The organism is Roseiarcus fermentans (assembly GCF_003315135.1).
GTDB classification, from domain to species: domain Bacteria; phylum Pseudomonadota; class Alphaproteobacteria; order Rhizobiales; family Beijerinckiaceae; genus Roseiarcus; species Roseiarcus fermentans.
This window is the reverse complement of the sequence record NZ_QNRK01000043.1, coordinates 1-23,256: the sequence shown is the minus strand read 5'-3', so window position 1 is coordinate 23,256 and position 23,256 is coordinate 1. Positions and strand designations below refer to the sequence as shown.

Annotated in this window: 17 protein-coding genes; 10 read left to right on the top strand and 7 right to left on the bottom strand. The window is 69.2% G+C overall.

Annotated features, from left to right (window positions below; all coding sequences use genetic code 11):
- Positions 1-485: 485 nt before the first annotated feature.
- The 3 genes from DFR50_RS26990 to DFR50_RS26980 form a co-directional block, all read right to left on the bottom strand.
- Positions 486-2,132: a porin gene (locus tag DFR50_RS26990; RefSeq protein ID WP_147262947.1), complete on the bottom strand. Its 1,647-nt coding sequence runs from the start codon at positions 2,130-2,132 to the stop codon at positions 486-488.
- 658 nt (positions 2,133-2,790) lie between these two features.
- On the bottom strand, positions 2,791-4,521 hold the full coding sequence (gene ggt / locus DFR50_RS26985; RefSeq protein ID WP_425376095.1) for a gamma-glutamyltransferase: 1,731 nt from the start codon (positions 4,519-4,521) through the stop codon (positions 2,791-2,793).
- A complete protein-coding gene (locus DFR50_RS26980) occupies positions 4,512-5,105 on the bottom strand; it encodes a L,D-transpeptidase family protein (RefSeq protein ID WP_113892667.1) in 594 nt (197 codons plus the stop codon). The genes ggt and DFR50_RS26980 overlap by 10 nt, the downstream gene beginning before the upstream one ends.
- 153 nt (positions 5,106-5,258) lie before the next feature.
- Here DFR50_RS26980 and DFR50_RS26975 point away from each other — a divergent pair, with 153 nt between their 5' ends.
- Positions 5,259-5,714, top strand: a complete 456-nt coding sequence (locus DFR50_RS26975; RefSeq protein ID WP_113892665.1) for a (2Fe-2S)-binding protein — start codon at positions 5,259-5,261, stop codon at positions 5,712-5,714.
- A 14-nt stretch (positions 5,715-5,728) separates the two neighbouring features.
- Positions 5,729-7,894, top strand: coding sequence for a xanthine dehydrogenase family protein molybdopterin-binding subunit (locus tag DFR50_RS26970; protein ID WP_170153412.1), 2,166 nt, complete (start codon positions 5,729-5,731; stop codon positions 7,892-7,894).
- A gap of 618 nt (positions 7,895-8,512) precedes the next feature.
- On the opposite strand, the gene DFR50_RS26965 is transcribed toward DFR50_RS26970, so the two are convergent.
- The gene (locus DFR50_RS26965) at positions 8,513-8,983 is read right to left on the bottom strand and encodes a GatB/YqeY domain-containing protein (RefSeq protein WP_210209054.1); all 471 of its coding nucleotides are present in this window, start codon (positions 8,981-8,983) and stop codon (positions 8,513-8,515) included.
- A gap of 69 nt (positions 8,984-9,052) precedes the next feature.
- On the opposite strand from DFR50_RS26965, the gene carA reads away from it, so the two are divergent.
- Positions 9,053-10,282 carry a glutamine-hydrolyzing carbamoyl-phosphate synthase small subunit gene (gene carA, locus DFR50_RS26960; protein ID WP_113892661.1) on the top strand — a complete coding sequence of 410 codons (1,230 nt, stop codon included), beginning with the start codon at positions 9,053-9,055 and terminating at the stop codon, positions 10,280-10,282.
- Positions 10,283-10,301: 19 nt separating this feature from the next.
- Here carA and DFR50_RS26955 read toward each other — a convergent pair whose 3' ends face one another.
- On the bottom strand, positions 10,302-10,892 hold the full coding sequence (locus tag DFR50_RS26955) for a hypothetical protein (protein ID WP_147262946.1): 591 nt from the start codon (positions 10,890-10,892) through the stop codon (positions 10,302-10,304).
- Between the two features lie 169 nt (positions 10,893-11,061).
- On the opposite strand from DFR50_RS26955, the gene DFR50_RS26950 reads away from it, so the two are divergent.
- From DFR50_RS26950 to DFR50_RS26935, 4 genes are all read left to right on the top strand, one after another.
- Positions 11,062-11,466 carry a DUF2177 family protein gene (locus DFR50_RS26950; RefSeq protein WP_113892657.1) on the top strand — a complete coding sequence of 135 codons (405 nt, stop codon included), beginning with the start codon at positions 11,062-11,064 and terminating at the stop codon, positions 11,464-11,466.
- Between the two features lie 609 nt (positions 11,467-12,075).
- Complete coding sequence (locus tag DFR50_RS26945; protein WP_113892655.1) at positions 12,076-17,082, top strand: 2-oxoacid:acceptor oxidoreductase family protein; 5,007 nt, start codon at positions 12,076-12,078, stop codon at positions 17,080-17,082.
- Entirely contained in the window at positions 17,072-19,912 is a 2,841-nt protein-coding gene (locus DFR50_RS26940) for a sulfide/dihydroorotate dehydrogenase-like FAD/NAD-binding protein (protein WP_113892653.1), read from the top strand. Before DFR50_RS26945 ends, DFR50_RS26940 begins: the two co-directional genes overlap by 11 nt.
- 187 nt (positions 19,913-20,099) lie before the next feature.
- Entirely contained in the window at positions 20,100-20,324 is a 225-nt protein-coding gene (locus DFR50_RS26935; protein WP_113892651.1) for a hypothetical protein, read from the top strand.
- 81 nt (positions 20,325-20,405) lie between these two features.
- Here the strand turns inward: DFR50_RS26935 and DFR50_RS32670 are convergent, their stop codons facing one another.
- Positions 20,406-20,927, bottom strand: a complete 522-nt coding sequence (locus DFR50_RS32670) for a hypothetical protein (protein WP_210209053.1) — start codon at positions 20,925-20,927, stop codon at positions 20,406-20,408.
- 170 nt (positions 20,928-21,097) lie between these two features.
- Here DFR50_RS32670 and DFR50_RS26925 point away from each other — a divergent pair, with 170 nt between their 5' ends.
- The 3 genes from DFR50_RS26925 to DFR50_RS26915 are packed head-to-tail and all read left to right on the top strand — an operon-like array spanning position 21,098 to position 22,501.
- Entirely contained in the window at positions 21,098-21,580 is a 483-nt protein-coding gene (locus tag DFR50_RS26925; protein WP_113892649.1) for a hypothetical protein, read from the top strand.
- Positions 21,580-22,056 carry a hypothetical protein gene (locus DFR50_RS26920; RefSeq protein ID WP_113892647.1) on the top strand — a complete coding sequence of 159 codons (477 nt, stop codon included), beginning with the start codon at positions 21,580-21,582 and terminating at the stop codon, positions 22,054-22,056. The genes DFR50_RS26925 and DFR50_RS26920 overlap by 1 nt, the downstream gene beginning before the upstream one ends.
- 1 nt (position 22,057) lies before the next feature.
- On the top strand, positions 22,058-22,501 hold the full coding sequence (locus DFR50_RS26915) for an ArsC/Spx/MgsR family protein (RefSeq protein WP_113892645.1): 444 nt from the start codon (positions 22,058-22,060) through the stop codon (positions 22,499-22,501).
- 1 nt (position 22,502) lies between these two features.
- Here DFR50_RS26915 and DFR50_RS26910 read toward each other — a convergent pair whose 3' ends face one another.
- Positions 22,503-22,937 (bottom strand): hypothetical protein, encoded by a 435-nt coding sequence (locus DFR50_RS26910; protein WP_113892643.1) that lies wholly within the window; start codon positions 22,935-22,937, stop codon positions 22,503-22,505.
- Positions 22,938-23,256 lie beyond the last annotated feature (319 nt).

The following is a 23,256-nucleotide window of genomic DNA, read 5'->3' as shown; positions in this document are numbered from 1 at the left end:
AGGGCGGGAGGATGGGCTGAGCGAAGACATCGAAGATTGCGCCTCGATGGTCCGTACCGACAGCGACGGAACGATCGGCGCGCCTCCGGCGTCGATCGCTCTCAACGACGAGGACAGCCATGAAGAACGCAATCGGTATCGGTTCGAACTCGCCGTCCTCGTGTTTGCGACGCTTGCGGAAACGCCGACTGTGACCGCGTTTACCACCCTTACCCCCGCCATCGCCAAGATCTCGACGTGCACCGGTCGCCGACACCGAGATCGCGGCGCCGTCAAAGATTGCAACAAGGGCTGGTCGACGGGCCGTACGGACCGTGCGTCGCCCTGTCGAACGAACCGATCTGGCGTGCTCGCGAAGCTGCCGGATCGCCTGCGGGGCGCTGTAGGCGTCACCGCCAGGTCACGAAAAAAAGCCGCGAACGAAAACGTTCGCGGCTTCGAGTTGCGTGGGAGAAGCCGGCGTCTCGCGCCGGCTGGTCTCGGCGTCAGAAGCGGAAGCGGATGCCGATCGTCGGATCGACGGCCTGCGTGTGGGCGATGTTCCAGGTGTATACCTTGCCGCCCGAAAGCACGGAGTAAGTCGAGTAGTAGCCGTTGGCGAGGCCGCCGTAGACGTTGGTGAGCATCAGGCCGGCGTAGACGTCGAGGCGCTTGACCGGCTTGTAGTCGACCATGAAGCCGACCCCGGCCTGGCTGCCGCCGCACTTGCTGCTGCTGATGAACGCGCCCGTGCCGGTGCAGGCGGCGCCCGTGGCGTAACCGTAAGGAACGCCATTGACCTTCCCGGTGACCCAGGTGGAGTTGTAGTTGTTCTGCATCTGGTAGTACACGCCCGCCGCGAAGTCGAGGTTGCTGAGCGCGCTCCACTTGAAGCCGCCCCAGATTGTGTTCAGGACTTTGTTGTAGGCGTAGGACGGAGCGGCGATCTTACCGGTGCCCGGGTTGTAGTAGGCGGTGGAGGTCACTGCGCCCGAGGGAACGGAGATGCCGCTCGCGATGGTGGAGAACCCGTTCTCCTCCGAGTTCGACGGGTTGCCCAGGTTGGCGTACATGTAGCCGCCCGAGAACGTCACCGTGTTCCACTTGTATTTGACGCCCAGTTCGGCGCCGAAATTGTTCGAGAGGGTTCCCTTCAAAACCGTGTTCGGATCGTAATAGGCCTTGGCGCCGGCGAGGTTGGTCTGAAGGATGTAGCAATTCGTCGTGCCCTTCACGCAGTACTCGTTGGCGGCCGCTCCGCCGTAGCTCGACAGCGATACCGCGTTCTGCGCATAGCTGACGACGCCATCGACCGAGAGCGCGCCGAAGTCGGCGCCGAGCTGGCCCTGGTAGATGCCGGTGTTGCCGTTGTCCCAGGCGTAGCCGCCGACCCCGATCTGCGCCGCGGCGCGGAAGTTCTGGTAGGTCAGGCGGTAGGTGACGGCGGTGTTGCGCACCGTCTCGGTGTTGCCGAAGCCGGGGAACGAACTCGAGTAGGCGATAAGCGAGAAGGCGTTGGCGGCGATCGGGTCGTACGCGGCCGTCACGTCGAGGGACAGCGAGTTGGTGCGGCCGAAGGTCAGTGTGCCGTAAGTCTTGTTGCTGACGCCGATGTAGGCCTGCGCGTTGTACCACTGGCCGGCGCGGCTTGAATCGGAGTTCCCCGTCTGCCACGGAGACGTGTTGGCCGGGCTGAAGTTGTTGTCGGTGAGGGACCGCGGGCCGTTGACGAACATGCCCGCGTAGGGGTCCACGCCGGCTTCGAGGACGCCGATCAACGACCACCCGTACGGCAGGATGTCTTCCTTCATCTTGATGCCGATGGCGGAGGTGCTCAGGCCGTTGTAGCCGAACTGGTAGATGGGCCCGTACGAGGACTTGGCCAAGCCGTAGGTCGACTGCGTAGTGGATGGGTTGTATGTCGAACCCAGGGAGTTGTACAAAGCGTTGACGTCGAGCGTTCCGTACAGCGTGAAGCCGTAGGCGCTCAGCGGGCAGTCGCTCGCCGAGTTCTGGAACCAGTTCCAGAGGGTCGAGCAGTCCGGCTTGGCCGGGGCCGCCGGCGCAGGCGCCTTGGCCGTCGGCAGATCGGCCGCCTGGGCCATAGCGGCGAACCCGACGGTCGCCAGAAGAACAACGCTCAGTCTCTTCATCACAAGCCCCCGAAACTTCCGGCGCGCGCGCCGCAACTTCGCTTTTCGATCGGCGGAACGGATCCGACGCCGTCGGCGCGCATGATTCACGCGACCTGCCGCACACTAAACCGGGATTTAGAAGGGAGGCTAGGGGCCGCTTTCGTCAAGAAATGGCGGCCTGCCCGAGGCTTCCACCCGCCGCGCCGCAGTCGTGACGGAAGTGTGGCGATTTTGTAACTGCGAAAATGGCGTAGTTTCCGCGAATTAGCGTGTCGCACCGCTTGCCGCAGGCGGCCCTCCGCCGGGGACCTCGAACGTCCAGCCGCCGGTCTCGCTTCGCTGCGTTCGCTGATGAATGTGGTTTTTCTGCAACAGGCTCCGAGCCGGGAAGCCCCGGAAATCGGGCCTCCGCGAGGCGTTTGCGAGCGGCCTGGAGCGGTCGCATTGCGGCGTTCGCGCGCTATGCCGACTGCGTCGAGATTGCGGCGACACGCGGCGGGGAAGCGCGCGCGGCGGTTCTGGGGCGCGTAAACGCAACTGTGAATAATCTTGCCATCGACTGACGCAGGTTTGCGGACGTGCGTCTTCGGCCCGTCGCGGGCGGCGGACATCTTGGGCGCGGCTGCGTTTCGACGCGCCCGCAGCCGGACGATCCTGGCCTCCAAAGCGATCCGGCTCAGTAGCCGACCGCGAGCGTTCCCCGTTGCCGCGGATCGGAAGCGCCCGTCAGCACGCCGTCCGGCGACCGCGCGATGGTGTTCGCCGACCCCATCGCTTCGCGAACGACCACCGTGTGGCCCATCGCTTCGAGGAGGCGCACGGTGTCGGCGGACACGCCGCGCTCGATCCTGAGCTCGTCCGGGTAGAGCTGGTCGTGCGCGCGCGGCGCGCCTTCGGCTTCCGCCACGTTGAGCCCGTGGTCGATCATGTCGACGACGATCTGCAGCACAGTCGTGATGATCCGCGAGCCGCCGGGGCTGCCGGTGACGATCTCGACCTCGCCGTTGCGGAGCACGATCGTAGGGCTCATCGACGACAGGGGGCGTCGGTTGGGCCCGGGCGCATTGGCGTCGCCGCCCAAGAGGCCGTAGGCGTTGGGCGCGCCGGGCCGGGCTGCGAAGTCGTCGAGTTCGTTGTTGAGCAGCACGCCGGTCCCGTCGGCCACGAGGCCGGAGCCGTAGGAGAAGTTGAGCGTATAGGTGTTGGAGACCGCGTCGCCCTCCGCGTCGACGATCGAAAAATGGGTCGTCTGGTCGCTCTCGTAGGCCGGCGGGTCGCCGGGCCCGACGTCGGCGGCCGGGCGGGCGCGGTCCGGCAGGATCCGCGTACGAAGCGCCGCGGCGTAGGCCTTCGACGTCAGACCTTTGAGCGGGATCCGGACGAAGTCGGGGTCGCCGAGCCAGGCCGCCCGGTCGGCGTAGGCGAGTTTCTCCGCCTCCGCCATCTCGTGCAGCGCCGCTGCGGAATTGAGCCCCTGAGCGGCGAGGTCGTAACCCTCGAGAATGTTGAGAATCTCGATGACGTGCGCGCCGCCCGACGAGGGCGGCGGCATCGAGACGATCGTATGGCCCCGGTAGTCGCCCACGACCGGTTCGCGCTCGATCGCGCGATAATGGGCGAGATCGTCCATCGCCATGCGGCCGCCCGCCGCCTGGACCGCGTCGACGAGGCGGCGCGCGACCGGTCCCGTGTAGAAGCCGGGCGCGCCCTCGCGAGCGATCGTCGCAAGCGTCGCCGCGAGGTCGTCGAGGGCGATGTGGTCGCCGGCCTGCGGCGGGCTTCCGTCGGGACGAAGATAGATGCGCGCGGCGGAGGGATGCCTGGCCAGAGCGGGGGCGGCCTGCGGCAGCGAGTCGGCGAGGTCGTCGTCCACGGTGAGCCCCCGCCGGGCGAGCGCGACCGCGGGCGCGACGAGATCGGCGAAGGTGAAGCGGCCGGAGCCGTATTTTCGCCAGGCGAGTTCGAGGCCGGCGACCGTTCCGGGCACGCCGACGGCGAGGCCGGACCAGCGCGACTTGAACGGATCGGCCTCGCCGTTGGCGTCGAGGAACACGTCCTTGCCCGTCGCCGCGGGCGCCGTCTCGCGGTAGTCGATCGCGATCGTCGTTCCGGGATCGGCCCGGTGGATCAGCATGAACCCGCCGCCGCCGAGGTTTCCCGCCCGCGGCAGGGTGACGGCGAGGGCGAAGCCGACCGCCACCGCCGCGTCGACCGCGTTGCCGCCGCGTCTGAGCACGTCGAGACCGACGCGGGAGGCCTCGGCCTCCTGCGTGACCACCATTCCGTGTTTCGCCACGACCGGAACCGCCGTGGCGTAGCCGCTGACGATCGGCCGCGGGTCGGCGAGCGCGACCGCGGGCGCGAGAAGGCAGGCGAGAACGGCGAGACCTGCGCGCCTCAAGGCGATCGCCTCCGCCACGGCCGATCGGGCGCGGCCCGTCCGCTGAGCGGCCTTCCGCACGCCGGGCCGATCTCCATCGCGCACCCTCGCGCGAGACGGGGCGCGAGCTTGCGCATGGCCGACGGCGCAATTGCCACGCAACCCGCGGTCGGCGTCAGGCCGGGGCGGGCGAGGTGGAAGAAGATGGCGCTGCCCTTGCCCTTGGCGCGGCGGGTGAAATTCTGGTCGAGGACGTAAGTCAGGTCGTACAGGCCGTCTTCCCGCCACATCCGGTCGGTGCAGTCGGCGGCCGGTAGCCGGACCGGGCGGTTGTAGCGCGGGCTGCGGACGTCTTCGCACCAGCCCTGGTCGCGGCGCATCGGCGTCATCGGAACGCCGCCGCCCGCCGGCCGCCAGCGGTCCGGCCGGTAAAAGGCCCAGAGCAGCCCGAAGCGGCCGGCCGGCGTGCCGCGATCGCCTTCGCGCTTGTTGCGGACGATCCCAGCGGGGCCGAGCGCGCACGGCGTCTGGAAAGGCCCCGCGGTCAGCCAGCCGCGCGCCGGATCCCCGGGCTTCGGGCGAACGCGGAGGAGCGTCAGGGACCGCGTCACCGGCAGATCTTCCGCAGCGACGGCGTATGACCGGGCAAAATCTGACCAGGCAAAATCGGAAGCGCTCGCGCCAATGTGATCTCCGCCGACCGGGAATTCGCCGAAGTCCTCGCTACAGTTTCATTCGAGGATTGCAAGGGGAGCCGCCGACCCATGGCCGCATTCATCGTCAACGGCCGCAGGACGACGCTCGACGTCGAAGCCGACATGCCGCTCCTCTGGGCGCTGCGCGACGAACTCGCGCTCGTCGGAACGAAGTTCGGCTGCGGCGCAGGCCTCTGCGGCGCCTGCACCGTGGTCATCGACGGCGAAGCCGTCCGATCGTGCCAGACGCCGGTCGGCGCCGTCGAGGGCAAGACGGTGCTCACCATCGAGGGGCTCGGCGAGTCGGGCCTGCACGCCGTGCAGAAGGCCTGGATCGAGGCCGACGCGCCGCAATGCGGCTACTGCCAGTCGGGTCAGATCATGGCCGCGTTCGCGCTGCTGGCAGGGAATCCGAACCCGACCGACGCCGACATCGACGACGGGATGACCAACATCTGCCGCTGCGGGACTTACCCGCGGATGCGGGCGGCGATCCACCGCGCCGCCGCATTGATCAAGACCTGATGGAGGCGCGGCCCATGACCATCGCTCTCAGTCGTCGCGCTTTCGTTCGGGCGGGACTGACCGCGGCGGGCGGCCTCGCGGTCGCAGCGCTCGTTCCCGGCTTTGCCGCCGCCGCGATTGCGTCGGGCGAGCCCTGGGGGTCCGACGCGGCCTTCGGGCCCGAGGTCGGCCCGTTCGTGGTCGTCGGTCCCGACAATTCGATCACGCTCAGGATCGCGAAAGCGGAGATGGGCCAGGGCGTGCTGACCGCTCTCGCCATGATCCTCGCCGAGGAACTCATGTGCGACGCCTCGAAGGTGCGGGTCGAGTACGCCTCCGCCCACCGCAATCTGGTGGACGGCAACGTGTACCAGTCGATGGGGACGGGCGGGTCGTCCTCGGTGCGCCGGTCCCGCGTCTTCCTGCAGCAGGCGGGCGCGTCGGCGCGCGAGCGGCTGATCGCCGCGGCCGCGGCGCAGTGGGGCGCGGCGGCGGAGGCGTGCGTCGCTTCCGGCGGCGTCGTGCGGCACGAGGCCTCCGGCCGTGCGGCGACCTACGGCGAGCTCGCCGGCGCGGCGGCGCGGATCACGCTCCCGACCGAGCCCGCGATCAAGACGCCCGACCGCTTCGCGCTGATCGGCTCGCCCCTGAAGCGCTTCGACACGCCGCTGAAGGCGACCGGCGCGGCCCGCTTCGGGATCGACGTGAAGCTGCCCGGCATGGCCTACGCCGCGGTCGCCAATTGCCCGGTGTTCGGCGGTCGGCTCAGGTCCTGCGATGCGTCGAAGGTGACGGCCCGCCGGGGCGTCCTCGCCGTCCTGCCGGTCACGAACGGCGTCGCGGTCGCGGCCGACAATTTCTGGCGCGCCAAGGAGGCGTTGGCCGCCTTGCCGATCGACTGGGACTTCGGCCCCGCGGCGTCGACGGACAGCGCGCAGTTCCGCGCCGAATACCGCGCCGCGCTCGACGGGCCGCTCGCCGACGGCGGCGGCCATGGCGACATCGCCGCCGCTCTTGCGTCGCCGGGCAAGCGCGTCGAGGCGCTCTACGAGGTCCCCTATCTGGCCCACGCGCCGATGGAGCCGCTGAACGCGACGGCCCACTGGACCGCCGACAGAATCGACGTCTGGATGGGAACGCAGTTCCCCGAGCAGGCGATCCAGCTCGCCGCGCAGGCCGGCGGCGTCGACCCGGCCAAGGTCACCGTCCACAATTGCTATCTGGGCGGCGGCTTCGGCCGGCGCGCGGTGAACGACGAGCTCACCCAGGCCGTCGAAATCTCGAAGGCGCTGGGGCGGCCGGCGAAGGTCGTCTGGACCCGCGAGGAGGACATCCGTTCCGACCGTTATCGGCCGCAGGCGGCGCTGCGCATGCGCGCGGCGCTCAATGGCGACGGCGCGCCGGCCGGCTTCGAGTTCACCACCGCCGTGGGCTCCATCACGCGGTCGCTCGGCTGGGGCAAGGTCGAGAACGGCGTCGAGCGGCAGGCGGTCGAAGGGCTCGCCAACTGCCCCTATCGGGCCGGCGCCCTGAAGGTCCTGGTCAATCTCAGAAACACGCACGTGCCGGTGATGTTCTGGCGCTCGGTCGGCTCGTCGCAGAACGCCTTCGCGCTCGAGAGCTTCATCGACGAAGTCGCCCACGCGGCGGGCCGTGACCCGGTCGAATACCGGCGCGCGCTGCTCGCCGACCGCCCCGATTTCCTCGCCGTGCTCGACGCGTTGGCCGAGCGCAGCGGCTGGGGAAAGCCGCTGCCGAAGGACGTCGGGCGCGGGATCGCCATTCACGAGAGTTTTGGCACGATCGTCGGCGAGGTCGCCGAGGTTTCGGTCAGGAGCGGCGAGGTCAAGGTCGAGCGGGTGGTGGCCTGCGTCGACTGCGGCCATCTCGTCAATCCTTTGACCGCCGCGATGCAGATCGAGAGCGCTGTCCTCTACGGCCTGACCGCGGCGCTTTTCGGCGAGATCACCATTCGGGACGGTCGGGTCGAGCAGGGCAACTTCGACTCCTATCCGATCGCCCGCATGGCCGACGCGCCGAGAATCGAGACGCATTTCGTCCTCAGCGGCGGCGACAAGTGGGGCGGGCTCGGCGAGCCGGGGACGCCGCCGATCGCGCCCGCGATCGCCAACGCGATCTTCGCTCTCACGGGCAAGCGCATCCGCGCGTTGCCGCTCAAGAACGCGGCGCTGGGGGCTTAGGGGTTCGGGCTTCGGCCCTCCGGCCGGCCGGTCGGGCCCCGCGCAGGACGCTGCGGCGCTGGGCTCCGGTCGACGGCGTCGCGTCGACAACGCCTGCCCGACAATTTCTTGCCGGCCTCCGAGATATGTTCTACATTCGTTCTCTCGCAGACGACATTGAGGCCGCCTTGTCCGAACTCCGTCGTTTCCAATCGCGTCGCGACAGCGCCGCGCGCCCGGCAGAGCGGTCAGGCTGCTCCGCCAGCCCCGTCCGCCGCCTTGGGCTCGGCGGCGGCGCGGAACCGAAACGCTCCGCAAGCTCCTCAAAAGTCTGGTTTGCGGAGCCGAAACGGCTTTCGTCATTGCCGGGACCGCCGCGGCGATCCAGGCCGCTGGGCGAGTATCCATCAGCGTCTTGGCGACCCGTGGCCGCTCCCCAACCCCGGCTGCGGCGGCTCCCCGATCGCCTCGGCGTCGCCCTTCGGGCTCCTCGCGATGATTGCGGGGAAGGGCGTCCCATGTCGGAGTCGGGCGCCGCGTAGAGGAACCGGAAGCCCGCCCAACCCACTGACTAACCTCGATTCGGGAGCCGCGCCGGCGCCGGCGCCCGCTCCCCGTCCGGGTTCGGGCGGCCAGCCGCTACCCTCCCGTCAAGAGCCCCTTTACGATCGCGCTCGCCTTTGCAAAATCCATCTGGCCGGGGTGGGCCTCCTTCAGCGCGTTGACCACCCTGCCCATGTCCTTGACGGTCGCGGCGCCGGTCGCGGCGATGGCGGCTTTCGCCGCGTCCGTCACTTCGGCCTCGCTCATCTGCCTGGGCAGGAAGGCGTTGATCACGGCGACTTCGGCGTTCTCCTGCGCCGCGAGCTCGGCGCGGCCGGCCTCGGCGTAGATCGTCGCCGATTCCTGCCGGGACTTGACCATCTTGGTGAGCAGGGCCAGCTCGTCGGCGCGGCTGACGATCTTGCCCGCGCCGCGCGCCTCGATCTCGCGGTCCTTCAGCGCCGCCATGATCAGGCGCAGCGCGCCGACGCGCGTCTTGTCGCCCGACTTCATCGCCTCCTTCATCTGGGCGGTGACGATGTCGCGCAGCGGCTGAGAGTCAGCCATGATGTCCTCGGATTGTTGAAAGCGCGCGTCGCTTGACGCGCCAAGTCCGCGGCGCTTAAGCACAGCCGCATGGCAAGCGCAACAATCTCCCCATTCCCCGCCGTAACGGACGGGAACCCGTCCGGCTGGCGTCCGCGGGTCGCGACCGGCGTCCTGGTGCTGGCGAGCGGCGCCGTGATCGAGGGTTTCGGCGTCGGCGCCGCGGGCTCGGCTGTCGGCGAGGTCTGTTTCAACACGGCCATGACGGGCTACCAGGAGATCCTGACCGACCCGTCCTACGCCGCCCAGATCATCACCTTCACCTTCCCCCACATCGGCATCGTCGGCATCAACGGCGAGGACATCGAGGTGGTCAACGCCGCGGCGGCCACGGCCGCGGTCGGCGCCGTCTTTCGCGCCGATTTGTCCGGGCCCTCCAACTTCCGCGCCCACGGGGCCCTCGACGCCTGGCTGAAGGCGCGCGGCGTGGTGGGCCTCGCGGGCGTCGACACCCGAGCGCTGACGACGCTGATCCGCAAGGCCGGCATGCCGAACGCGGTGATCGCCCATTCGCCCGACGGCGTATTCGACCTCGACGCCCTGCGCGCGGAGGCGGCGCGCTGGCCCGGAATCGACGGCATGGACCTCGTGCCGCAGGTCGGCGCGACCCAGCGCTACGGCTGGGACGAGACGAGCTGGACGCTCGGGCGCGGCTACGGCAAGCGCGGCGAGACGCGGTTCCACGTCGTCGCGGTCGACTACGGGATCAAGCGCAACATCTTGCGGCTGCTCAACGACTGCGGCTGCGCGGTGACGGTCGTGCCAGCGACGGCGAGCGCGGAGGAGATTCTCGCGCTGCGGCCCGATGGAATATTCCTGTCTAACGGCCCCGGCGATCCCGCAGAAACCGGCAGATACGCCGTGCCGACCATCCAGGCGCTGCTCGAAACCAGAATCCCGCTGTTCGGCATCTGCCTCGGACACCAGTTGCTCGGGCTCGCGGTCGGCGGGCGCACGATCAAGATGCCGCAGGGCCACCACGGCGCCAACCATCCGGTCAAGGATTTCACCACCGACAAGGTCGAGATCGTCTCCATGAACCACGGCTTCGCGGTCGATCGCGACAGCCTTCCGCCGACCGTCATAGAGACGCATGTCTCGCTGTTCGACGGTTCGAACTGCGGCGTGGCGCTGACCGATCGTCCGGCCTTCTCGGTGCAGTATCACCCGGAGGCCTCGCCCGGGCCCCGCGACAGCCACTATCTGTTCCGCCGCTTCGTCGGCCTGATGGAGGCGGCGGGGTCGCGGACGCCGGCCTGACCGCGGAACGACGCCGAGGTTACGCCCGGCCGTCGCCTTCGCGCACGGGGAAGCGAAGGGCGATGAAGGCGAACAGCGCCGCCGCCGAATAGACGTTGATCGTCAGGAGGCGGGCCGCCTCGTCCGCCGGCCATGGCTGCAGCGGGGCGCCCGCGCCCCAGTGCAGGACGACCAAGGCGAGATAGACGAAGCCGACGAGCACGCGCCGCGCCGTCGCCTCGCGCGGGCCGAAGCCGACCACCGCCAGAAGGCCGCACGCGGCGAAGTAGACCTCGGCCCCGGTGTCGGCGCCCATGACCTTTGCGGCGAACGCGGTGTCGGCCACCCCGACGACGGGCAGCGCGACCCGCGCCCAGAACCCGGTCCGGCGCGCGAGCCATGGAATGGCTGCGTAAAGGGGAAGAGAAGCGAGCGCGGCCAGGGACCGCACGGCGGCGTCGCCGCCGATCAACGCCAGCGCGGCGAGCGGATAGAGCGGCTTGTTGAGGGCGACCATCCAGGCGACCGACCGGCAAGCCGCCGTGCGTTCGTCCAGCGGCGCGGCCGGGGCGATGATCTCGGGCATGGACGGGATACGCAGGAGCGGCGACTCCGGTTCTTCGGTTCGCACGTGGACCGCCGCCAATTTTCTGCGCCGCGTCGGTAAACCGAACGTCGCCGGGCCGCGTACCAGTTGCGACCGAACCCTGCGCCGGCCGCCGGTCGCTCGATTGTCGGGATTGGGTTCGCCGCCGCGCCGACGGGCGGCGCAACAGGGTCGGCCGCAAAATGGAGGGGTCATGAAAACCACGGTGGTCGCGTATCTCGCGACGCTCGTCTCATTCGTCGCGGTCGACTTCGCCTGGCTGTCGTTCGCAGGCGACCGGCTTTATCGCCCTGCGCTCAAGGAGATCATGCTCGACGGCTTTCGGCCCGCCCCGGCGGTGGCGCTGTACCTGGTGTTCGCCGCGGGACTCGTCGTGCTCGCCGTGCGTCCCGGCCTCGCCGCGGGTTCCCTGCGGCTCGCCGCAGGGAACGCGGCGCTGATCGGGCTCCTCGGCTACGCCACCTACGATCTGACCAACTGGGCGACGCTGCGCAACTGGACAATGACGGTAGCCCTCGTCGACCTGGCGTGGGGCGTCGCGCTGTCGGCGATCGCCGCCAGCGTCGGTTTCCTCGCGGCGCGGGCGCTGGCCGCCTGACGTGCCGACGGCGCGCGTCTCGACCTGCCCCGGACGACGAGATAGATCCCCGCGCCGAATTCGATCGCATCGGGCGAGGCCTCCCGCCCGACGAGCCGGTCCTCGTCGGGCGGACGCGACGCCAGCCAGCGCCATCGCAATCCCAAAGCTGACGCCGTCGCGACGCCGCCCGACCGAAGGCGAGACGAGTCGCCGCGGCGATTGTCCCCGTCGCCCATTTGGTCCGGGAATTGAGGTGGATCAAGACGGCTCCCGGCAATGTCGGTAAGGATTTCCGACCCGGCGGATCGACGGTCGATGTCGGTTGCAGGGGCGCCGGCTGGCGGGACAAAACAGAAGAACAAAAGAACATCTGTTTGCGCTCGATGCGCCCCGCGACAATTTGCGCATCGACCACAGTCGTGCGTCGGCGCTATTGATGCAGCCGGTACAAAGAACCACAATTTGAAGGAGGAGGAACTCCGGGGTTCGCACCCGCGCTCGCGAGATCGGTCGGCGTGACAGTTCCGCCGTGAAACCGACACCGCGCAAGACGTCGGCGCCCCTTGTCCAAAGGGACCAAAGCTCCGCCGTAAGTGAGGATGCAGCCAGCGGATCCTCGGGGAACACATGACCGCAAAATATCCCGGCGTAGAGAACGTCATTCACGGCAATGGCGCCGTAGCAGAGGTCATGGGCCGCGTGTGCGGCGGCGTGATCGGCTATCCCATCACCCCCTCGACGGAAATCTCGGAAATCTACGAGGCGTTCCGCGCCAACGGCGGACTCAACGTCTGGGGCCGGCACCCGTTCTTCTTCGAGCCCGAAGGGGAGCACTCGGCGCAGAGCGGCGCGCTCGGCGCGGCGCTGACCGGCGGCAAGTACGTCTCCAACGCCTCCTCCAGTCAGGGCATCCTGTACGGGATGGAATCGCACTACGTGACCGTCGGCAAGAAGGTCGGCGGCTTCGTCCTGCATGTCGCCGCGCGCGTCGTCTCCAAGCACTCCCTCAACGTCATGGCCGGCCACGACGACATCTACGCGCTGCTGCCGTCCGGCTACACCGTCCTCTTCGGCAGCAATCCGCAGGAAGCGGCCGACCTCGCGGCGATCGCCTATCGCGTCAGCGCCCTGTCGCTGATCCCGGTCGCCAACACGATGGACGGCTTCGCCACCAGCCACATGCTTTCCGAAGCGCGGATGCCCGAGCCCGAACTCCTGCGCGAGTTCCTCGGCGATCCGTCGAGCCGGATCCAGTGCCCGACCGTGGCGCAGGCCATGCTGTTCGGGGCCAAAGGCCGCGCCTTCCAGCTCCGCCAGTATCTGGTTCGCGTCGGCGACGGTTTCGCGCCGGAAGACCTGCGCAAGCTTCGCGATTTCCTCGCCGCCAACGAAGACGCCGTCGAGACCGACACCGCCGGCGCCCTGATCGGCGAGACGCTCGCTTTCGTCCCCGAGGAACTGCGCGCCCAGTGGCGGCGGCAGTGGCTGAACGCTCACGAGAAGGGCACGCGCCAGCTCGTCCCGGCGCTCGTCGACGTCCACAATCCGGGCCTGACCGGCGGGGTGCAGAACCAGCCCGACTTCCAGGCCGGCAGCGTCGACCACCGCACCCATTTCGTCAGCGAGGTTCCCCACATCGCCCGCGAGGCGATGGCGGAATACAGCGCGCTCACCGGGCGCCGGTACGCGCCGATCCTGACCTACAATTGCGACGACGCCGACTACGTGATGATCGGGCTGGGCTCGGTCACCGACGACGTCCGCGCGGTCGCGGAGCATCTGCGCGCCGAGGGCAAGAAGGTCGGCGTCGTCTCGGTCAAGCTGCTGCAGCCGTTCCCGGAGGCCGAGGTCGTGGCCGCGCTCGCCGGCAAGAAGGCGGTCACGGTGCTCGAGCGCTCGGACGTCACCGCCCTCACCACGATGGTGCGCGAGGCCCTGTTCAAGGCGCGCGAGAACGTCGACGGCGTCAGGCACCCCGGCATTCAGCCGCTCGACAATCCGCCCAAGATCACCACGGCGATCTTCGGCCTCGGCGCGCACGACCTCCAGCCGCGCCACCTGGTCGCCGCGTTCAAGAACATGGAGACGCGCAACGCGCCGTTCGTCTATCTCGGCTCGCAGTTCTTCTCGAAGAACCCGCCGCCGAAACTGGCCGAACTGCAGGCGAAGCTCAAGGCCGCCTATCCCGACACCGAGCTGATGGCGCTCGAGACCGAGCCCAATCCGCAGCTCCTGCCGAAGTCGGCCTTCCGCATCCGCTTCCATTCGGTCGGCGGCTACGGGACGATCGCCACCGGCAAGCTCCTCACCGACATTCTCGCCGGCGCGCTCGACCTGCACTCGCGGGCCGCGCCGAAATACGGCTCGGAAAAGAGCGGCGCGCCGACCAACTACTACATCACCCTCAGCCCCGAGGAGGTGTTGATCACCAACGCCGAACTCGAAGACGTCGAGCTCGTCGTCTCGCCCGACCACAGGGTGTTCAGCCACTCGAACCCACTGCGCGGGCTTTGCCAGGGCGGCACCTTCATCCTGCAGTCGAACCTCGATCCGGTCGCGGTCTGGAAGGAGCTGCCCGAGCAGGCGCGCAAGACCATCCGCGACAAGGCCATCAAGCTGTTCGTCATCGACGCTTTCGAGGTCGCCAAGAAGCACGCGCCCACCGAGGATCTCGAGACGCGCATGATGGGCATCGCCTTCATCGGCGCGGTGTGCGGGAGCTTCGACCGCGTCACCGAGGGCGCCACGGAAGAGGCGGTGTTGAACAAGATCCGCAGCCAGATCGCCAAGAAGTTCGGCGCCAAGGGCGGCCCGGTGGTCGAGGGCAACATGGCGGTGATCCGCGACGGCCTGAAGGCGACGCGGCAGATCGACTACACGCAGCCCGAATTCGTCGAGGCCGACAAGGCGCCCGTCCACAAGAGCGACCGCACGGTCGCCATATCGGCGTCGATGTGCCGGGCCGGACGGTCGCCCGCGCCCTCGGGCTTCCTCGACGCCGAGTATTTCGACGACGTAATGGCCTCGGCGTTCCGCGACGGAACCATCGCCGAAGCGCCGGTGATGCCGGGCGTCGGCATGTTCCTGCCGGCCGGCAGCGCGGCGTTCAAGGACAAGGGCCTGTTCCGCCGGACCGTGCCGGAATTCATCCCCGACCTCTGCACCGGCTGCATGGAATGCGCGCTCGTCTGCCCCGACGCCGCGATCCCGAACGCGGTCCACGACATCCGCGAACTCATGATGGCGGCGATCCGCCAGCTCGACATCGCCGAGAGCCAGCGCGAGGCGCTGCGGCGCGAGGTCTATCCGATCGCCGACGCGGTGCGCGAGGTCTATCGCAACGACAAGAACCCGCCGCCGTTCGCCGAGATCGTGCGCAAGGCGGCCGAGGCGCTCGACGTCGACAGCCCGGTCACGCACGGCCATCTGACCCGCCTCGCCAACGCGCTGACGACCTTCCCGGTCGCCAGGACGCGTCCGTTCTTCGACGCGATGGAGAAGGCCCATCCCGGCAGCGGCGGCCTGTTCTCGGCGACGGTCGATCCGTGGAAATGCACTGGCTGTCTCGAATGCGTCGACGTGTGCGGGCCGCACGCGCTGGTCGCGCGCGACCAGGACGAGGCGTTGTTGGACAAGTTGCAGGCGCAGTTCGACTTCCTCAGCCGCTTGCCCAACACGCCCGCGAAGTACACCGAGGGGGCGGTCGCCGACGACGGCGACACCAAGCGCCTGATGCTCGACCGCAACAACTACTACGCCACCACCGGCGGCCACGGCGCCTGCCGCGGTTGCGGCGAAGTCACCGCGATCCGCCTCGTCACCAGCACCAACCACGCCATCCACGACACGCGGCGCAAGAGCCACATGCGCGAGGTGGAAGGCCTGATCGACAAGCTCAACGCCAAGCTCGCTGCGGTCCAGGACAGCGAACGCGATCCGCACCGGCGCGATCGCATCCGCGACGTGATCGCGACGCTGGAAAAGCGCCTCTATTTCCTGGAGAGCGGGCCGCGCGGACACGGGCCGGCGAGCGCCGTGATCGCCAACGCGACCGGCTGCAGCAGCGTCTACGCCTCGACCTTCCCGTTCAACCCCTACAACGATCCGTGGGTCAACAGCCTGTTCCAGGACACGCCGGCGGTCGCCAAGGGCGTGTTCGAGGGCCTCGGGGTCGAAGCGAGCACGGACATTCGGGCGCTTCGGATCGCCGAGCTCGAACTCGGCGACGACTACGACCCGGAGACGCACGACCGCTTCTTCCGGACGTTCAGCTGGGCCGACTTCACCGCCGACGAGATGGCGCTGATGCCGACCGTGATCAGCATGGGCGGCGACGGCGCGACCTACGACATCGGCTTCGGCGCGCTGTCGCGGGTGCTCAGCACCACGACGCCGATCAAGGTCGTCGTGCTCAACAGCGGCGCCTATTCCAACACCGGCGGCCAGGCCTCGACCGCGAGCCTCACCGCCCAGGACTCGGATCTGAGCCGCTACGGCGCCGCCCACCACGGCAAGCAGGACGAGCGCAAGGAGCTCGCGCTGCTGGCGGCCTTCCATCCCAACGTGTTCGTGGTGCAGAGCTGCGCCGCGCTCCAGGCGCATTTCCTGAAGAACGTGGTCGAGTTCCTCAACCACAACGACTCGCCCGGCGTGCTCGACGTCTATACGCCGTGCCAGGGCGAGCAGGGGATCGCCGATCCGCAGGCCAACCGGCACGCGCGGCTCGCGGTCGAAAGCCGCTTCAACCCGGTCTTCGTTCACGATCCGCGCCGCGGCGCGAGCCTGCATGACCGCTTCTCGCTCGAGGGCAACCCCGAGATCGGCGAGGACTGGGCGACGACCACCATCGAGTACGTCGAGGACGGGCAGACGAAGCTGCTCGAGATCCCGATCACGCCGGCCGACTTCGCCCTCACCGAAGGGCGGTTCCGCAAGCAGTTCAAGGTTCTGCCCGCCGACAAGGCCGGCGTGCCGGTGCACGAGTACATCAACCTCAGCGCGGCCGAGCAGGAGGGCAAGACGCCGTTCGTCTGGTCGACCGACGACAATCGGAAGCTGATCAAGGTCGCGGTGTCGGCGGACATCGTCCATCTCGTGCGCGAGCGGCGGCGCAACTGGCGCAGCCTGCAGGTGCTCGCCGGCCTCGACGTGCAGAAGCTCGACTCCGATCATCACATCGAGCTGGAAGCGCTGAAGCTGCAGCTGAAGGAAGTGACCGAAGCGCGCGAATCCTCGATCGACTCGATTGCGCGCGCCATGTCCGAGCTCGCCGCCTCGTCCAAGGCGCCGCCGCTCGCGGCCTTCGCGCCGGCCGCGCCATCGGGTCCGGTGACGCGGCTGATCGGCGGCGCGCCGGCCGCGGCGCCGGCGCCGGCTGCGGCCGCCGCCAACGGCGACGGGGCGCCGCTGTCCTATGCGGAGGAGGACGTCGCCAAGTGCTCCAACTGCAAGACCTGCTACCAGGAGATTCCGGAGCTTTTCGAAAAGACCCGGATCGTCGTCGACGGCGAGTCCAAGGAAGTCGGGCATCTGATTGCGGGCGCCCTGGCGCGTGTGAAGGTCACGCCGGAACTCAAGGCGAAGATCGCCCGCGTCGCCGCCAACTGCGATTCGGAGATCATCCATGAGCGCTGAGACGGGAACGGCGGCCGAAGCCGAACGCGATCTCGACCGCTACCGGCAGGCGGCGAACGCCCTCGAGACCACCCAGAGCGAGGTGGAGGAGCTCGAACGCACCGAAGCGTTCGACGTCTTCCAGAAGCAGCTCGGACTGCTGCGCAAGCGGCTGCTGAGCAACCCCCAGTCGGTTCGCCAGATGTTCGTCGACGACGGCATGCAGGCGATCGTCTGGGAGTTCAAGCAGGACGAACTCGGCCCCGAGTTCACCCGGACGCTGTGGCGCCTGCTGACCCGCGACGACGACATGAGCGCGCTGCTGCTGCGCTTCATCTGGAACGTGCCGCTCAAGTTCAAGCGCAAGTTCATCGTCGCGATCGACCGGTATCTCTCCGACCGCTACCCGATGTTCAAGGGCCTGTCGCAAGGCTGGCCCGGACAGAACGGCATCCCGCCCTACATCCGCTCGCCGGAGGAGCGGGCGCGCGACTTCGAACTCGTGAACAAGGGCTATCTCGGCTACATGGACCTCGGCTACAGCGCGCGCGAGGTCGACCTTCTCGTGTGGCTGGAGACGCTGCGCGACAAGCAGTGCGAGGACAAGGCCTGCGAACTCGGCGTGCCGAGGCCGGGTCGCGAGCCGAAGGGCGGCTGCCCAGTCAAGATCCACATCCCCGAGATGCTGCAGCTGGTCGGCACCGGCCGGTTCCGCGAGGCGCTGGGGCTGATTGAATCGCTCAATCCGTTGCCCGACGTCACCGGCCGCGTCTGCCCGCAGGAGCTGCAGTGCCAGGGCGTGTGCACGCTCAGCGGCCGGCCGCTCGAGATCGGCCAGCTCGAGTGGTTCCTGCCCGAGCGCGAGAAGATCGTGCGTCCCAACGCCGACGCCGAGCGCTGGAAGAACTGGACGAGCCCCTGGGCCAAGGCCGAGAAGCCGCCGATCGCGGTGGTCGGCTCCGGGCCCGCGGGCCTCATCAACGCCTATCTCCTGTCGTCGCAAGGGTTCCCGGTCACCGTATTCGAGGCCTTCCACGACCTCGGCGGCGTGTTGCGCTACGGCATCCCGGAGTTCCGGCTGCCCAACACCCTGATCGACGACGTGGTGCGCAAGATCCGGCTGCTCGGCGGCCGCTTCGTCACCAATTTCGTGGTCGGCAAGACGGCGACGATCGAGGACCTCAAGGACAACGGCTTCTGGCGGATTTTCGTCGGCACCGGCGCGGGCCTGCCGCGCTTCATGAACGTGCCGGGCGAGCATCTGCTCGGCGTCATGTCGGCCAACGAGTTCCTCACCCGCGTCAACCTCATGCAGGCGCGGCGCGACGACTACGAGACGCCGCTGCCGGAGGTGAAGGACAAGAACATCATCGTCATCGGCGGCGGCAACACCGCGATGGACGCGGCCCGCACCGCCAAGCGCCTCGGCGGGATCGTCACCATCGTCTACCGGCGCACGCAGTCGGAGATGCCGGCCCGCGTCGAGGAGCTGCACCACGCGCTCGAAGAGGGAATCGCGCTCAAGGTGCTGCGCGCGCCGCGCGCGTTCGAAAGCGAGAAGTCGGCGCACGTCTGCCACGCCGTTCTGGACGTGATGGAGCTGGGGCCGCCCGACGCCTCGAAACGGCGCGCGCCGGTCGCCACGGGGAAGACCGAAACCATTCCGGTCGATCTCGTCATCATGGCGCTCGGCAACGACTCGAACCCGCTGATCAAGAACAGCGAGCCGGACCTGAAGACCTCCAAGTGGGGAACGATCACGGTCGACGGCGGGTCGCAGAAGACCTCGCTCGATGGCGTCTATTCCGGGGGCGACGCGACCCGCGGCGGCGCGACCGCGGTGCTCGCCGCCGGCGACGGCCAGGCCGCGGCGCGCGAGATCGTGGGCGACATCCCATTCTCGAAAGCCGAAATCGAGGACATGGTCGAGAGGGCGTCGCACTACACCGACCTCGCCGGGGCGCCGCAGACCATCCTCAAGAAAGCCAATCTCGCCGAAGGCATCGTCGAGATGCGGATCCGGTCGCCGATGATCGCCAAGTCCGCGCGCGCCGGGCAGTTCGTGCGCGTGCTGCCGACCCCTAGGGGCGAACTCATTCCCCTCACGCTCGCCGACTGGGACGAGAAGGCGGGCACGATCGACCTCGTCATCCAGGCGGTCGGCGCGAGTTCGATCGGCATCAACGCGATGGAGGTCGGCGAGGCTTTCACCGGCATCGCCGGCCCGCTCGGCCAGCCGAGCAAGCTGCACCGTTACGAGGGCGACCAGACGGTGGTGTTCTGCGCCGGCGGCCTCGGCCTGCCGCCGGTCTACCCGATCCTCCGAAGCCATCTGAAGCTCGGCAACCACGCGACGCTGATCTCGGGCTTCCGCACCAAGGGCGCCCTGTTCTGGACGGAGGCGGGCGAACGGGTCGACGGATTGCAGAAAGAGTTCGGCGACCGGCTGCGGGTGATCTACGCCACCAACGACGGCACCTTCGGCGTCAAGGGCTTCGTCACCGGGCCGCTCGAGGAGCTTCTCAAGGAGAACGCCGAGGGCAAGGGCCGCAAGGTGGCGGAAGTGATCGCGATCGGCCCGCCGCTGATGATGCGGGCGGTGAGCGACCTCACCAAACCCTACGGCGTGCCGACGGTCGCGAGCCTCAACGCCATCATGGTCGACGCCACCGGCATGTGCGGCGCCTGCATGGTGCCGGTAACGATCGACGGAAAGATGGTGCGCAAGCACGCCTGCATCGACGGCCCCGAGCTCGACTCGCACATCATCGACTGGGACAAGTTCCTGCCGCGCTTCCTGCAATTCAAGGAGCAGGAGAAGGCGAGCATGGCCAAGCACGGACTGGCGTAGCGAACCGCCCGCGCGCGGAAAATCGCGGGTAAGGGACGAGAGGGCGGGGCCGCGCTCGGGCGAAAGTCGCAATTTCGCCCCCGCCGCTTCACACGCCCGTAATCGAAGTGGGGGATAGGTCCGCCCGCGAAATCGCTCGACGCGCCGTTCGAAGGACGGCGCGTTCGCGTCAGGCGCGGAGGGACAGATGCACCTCTACGACTTCGAAGTGCTGTGGGAAGGCGCGGTCGTCTCGGCCGAGCGCTCCGTGCGGCTCGTCGACCCGCGCGCCGCCTGGCCCGTGGTCGAGCGGCTCGCCCGCCGTCACGACCAAGCCGGCTGCAAGATTCGGGTCAAGGACGAGTCCGGCCGCATCGTCATCCTGACCGGCGTCGTCTCCGTGCTGCGCCACGCCCGCAAACTCGCGGCCTGAGGCGCGAGGGACGGAGCGGGCGCCCCGATCCGCTGGCGCTCGCCGCCGCCGTGCTCCGGTCCGCAAGCCGCATCGGCGGGTCTAATACCCGGGCGCGGGCGCCGCATAGGCGCGATCGCAGCGCGCGTGCGCCCGCCGCACCTCCTCGAGACTGTGAAAGGTCCGGGCGCCGATGCTGGCGCAATAGGCGTCGTCATCAGCCGGCGGCGCGTACGCCCCCGGCGGCGGGTACGCTCCGGGCGGCGGGTACGCTCCGGGCGGCGAATAGCCCCCGAGGGGCGCGGGCGGGACAGGGCCCGGGGCCGGCAGGCGAGCCTCGTACGGGTCCAGCGGCGCCCCGGCGTCGGGCGGCGCGAGCCCCGCGTCGACGCCCGCGGGCGCGGACGGCGCGGCGCTGCCCGGCGCCGCCGGCGGCGGAGTCGCGGGAGGCTGGTAGCCGTGCGGCACGACCGGCGAGTTTTCGAACAGGCCCGGCGGATAGTCCGAATCGGCGAGCGCCGCGGACGCTGCGAGCGCCAGCGCGACCAGCGCTCCGATCGAGGCGACGGCGCGGCGGGCGCCGCCCGACTTTCTGGCGAAAAGGGGTCGGACGGTCCTGAGCATGAGCAAACCTGTCTCACGGGCTTGGGGCGAAGACATGGCGGCGGGCCGCGAAGGCGCGGCGCCGAGGGCCGCGCGCGCCCGGGATCGCCGAATGGCCGACCCAGCCCGACTTGGCGCGAATTCTGCATCGAGCCGTCGGACAAGGACGAACGCGGCGGCGGCAAGACCCCATGAGCACCATCAAAGAGGGCGATCTCATCGACTTCGGCGATACGCCGCCCGCGGTCAACGATCTCCTGCAACAGGGCGTGTCGCTTTCCCGACACGACAGGGCGGCCGCCGACGCGACCTTCCGCGCGGCGCTCGCGCTCGACCCGTCCGCGCTCGCGGCCTACTTCTGCCTCACCAAGATCCACGCCTATGGCGGCCGGCTCGACGAGGCGCTGACGATCGCCGAGGCCGGGTTGGCGGAAGCGGCCCGGCAGGCTGGGCTGCCGGGCGACTGGGTTGGCTGGACGGCCGAAGACGTGGCGAGGGCGGCGGCGGTCCCCGCCCGCTTCGCCCTCACCATGCTCAAGGCCTCGGCCTTCATCCGGCTGCGGCTCAGCGAAGGCCGCGAGACCGCGCGGCGCCTCGACAAGCTCGCCGAACTCGGCGTCAGCGAGGGCATCGGCGGCGGCGTGGTCGCCGACCTCCTGAAGGCGGTGGCGTGATGGCCGTCTTTCCCGACGTCGCCGAGGCGCGGGTGGCGGCGCTGCTCGCCGGCGCGAAGGCCGCGCGCTCCGAACCCGCCGCCGCCGAGCGGGCGGTGAAGGCGGCGCTCGCCGCCGCACCGGACGACTTTTCGGCGCGCCTCGCCGCCTACAAGTTCTATTTCTACAACCATCGGCTCGCCGAGGCCCTGCCGCACGCCGCGTGTCTCCTGACCCTTCTCGCCCGGCGCCTCGGCGTCGCGTCCGACTGGCGCGCGGTCCGGCCGGGCGACGCCGCGTTCGACGCGCTCGAGGAAGCGCCCGGAACCTATCTTCAGGCGCTGCTCGCCTGGGGATATTGCCAGGCGCGGCTCGGCGCGACCGGGGAGGGGGCGGAGGCGATCGCCAAGGTGGCCGAGCTCGATCCGCGCGACCGCTTCGGCGCCCGCCGCCTGCTCGCGGTCGTCGTCGAGCCCGCGCCTTCGGAGGAGGACTGAGATGGCGAAGGTGGTGTTCTACGAAAAGCCCGGTTGCGGCGGGAATGCGCGGCAGAAGGCGGCGCTCAGCCGCTCGGGTCACGAGCTCGACGTGCGCGACCTCCTCTCGACGCCGTGGACCGCGGAGGCGCTGCGCGCCTTCTTCGGCGCCCGACCGGTCGCGGCGTGGTTCAACGCCGCTTCGCCGCGGGTGAAGAGCGGCGCGGTCAAGCCGGAGAGCCTCGACGCCGACGGCGCGCTCGCGCTGATGCTCGCCGATCCGCTGCTGATCCGCCGCCCGCTGATCGAAGCCGACGGGCGGCGCGAGGCGGGATTCGACGCCGACCTGATCGACGCCTGGATCGGCCTGCAGCCGGCGGCTGCGCCGGTCGGGGAGGGTTGTCCGCGCGAACTGTCCGCCGAGGCGGCGGCGTGCGTCGCCCCGGCTGCCGCCGGTCCCCGGTAAGCTACGCCCGCACCCTTGCGCTGGCGAAAGCCTCGGTCAAGCGCCGCCCCTTCGCCGGCTCGTCGAGCGCGCGCTCGTCGAACACGATGTCGGCGATGTCGACCCGCGTCCGCTTCTCGCCGATCGTCAGGCGGAAGAACGCCGACACCCGCTGATGGCGGAACTCCATGTCGAGCGACACCACGGGGGGCGCGTTCCAGGGGACGCTGTAGCTGGCCGACAGCGCGTAGCGCAGCGTGCCGCCCTTGAAGAACAGCTCGGTCGACGAATTGACGAGGTCGGCGAGGTTGGCGGCCTCGTCGTTGCGAATGAGGTTGATCAGCTCAGCGGCGTCCGTGAGCCGGAGTTCGCTCGCCACGTCGATGAGCGCGTCGGCGATGACCCGCTCCGGCGCGAGGCGAGCCGGTGAGCGCGGCGCGGCGTTGAGTAAGCGCATTCGAGCCTCCTCTCCTGGGCGGGGCTCCGCCGGGGCCGGCCGTTCGACCACGCGAGCGCGTGAGCGGTCGGGCGGGCGAATCGTCGTCGCCCACGATCCATGCCCTTCGGCGATTGCGCGAATCTTGATTGGGCGGCGGCCAGGGGAATCGCACTTGGAATTCGGCGGCCCTTGTGAGCCGGATTTTGCGTTTTGAGTGAGATGGATTCTACCGGGTGGCGGATGATACGCGGCTCGGGAGAATGTGTTGGATCGCTTTATCGAATGCTGGGACGGTCTGGACGACCCGCGCACGGGCAATGCGGCGCTGCACGACTTT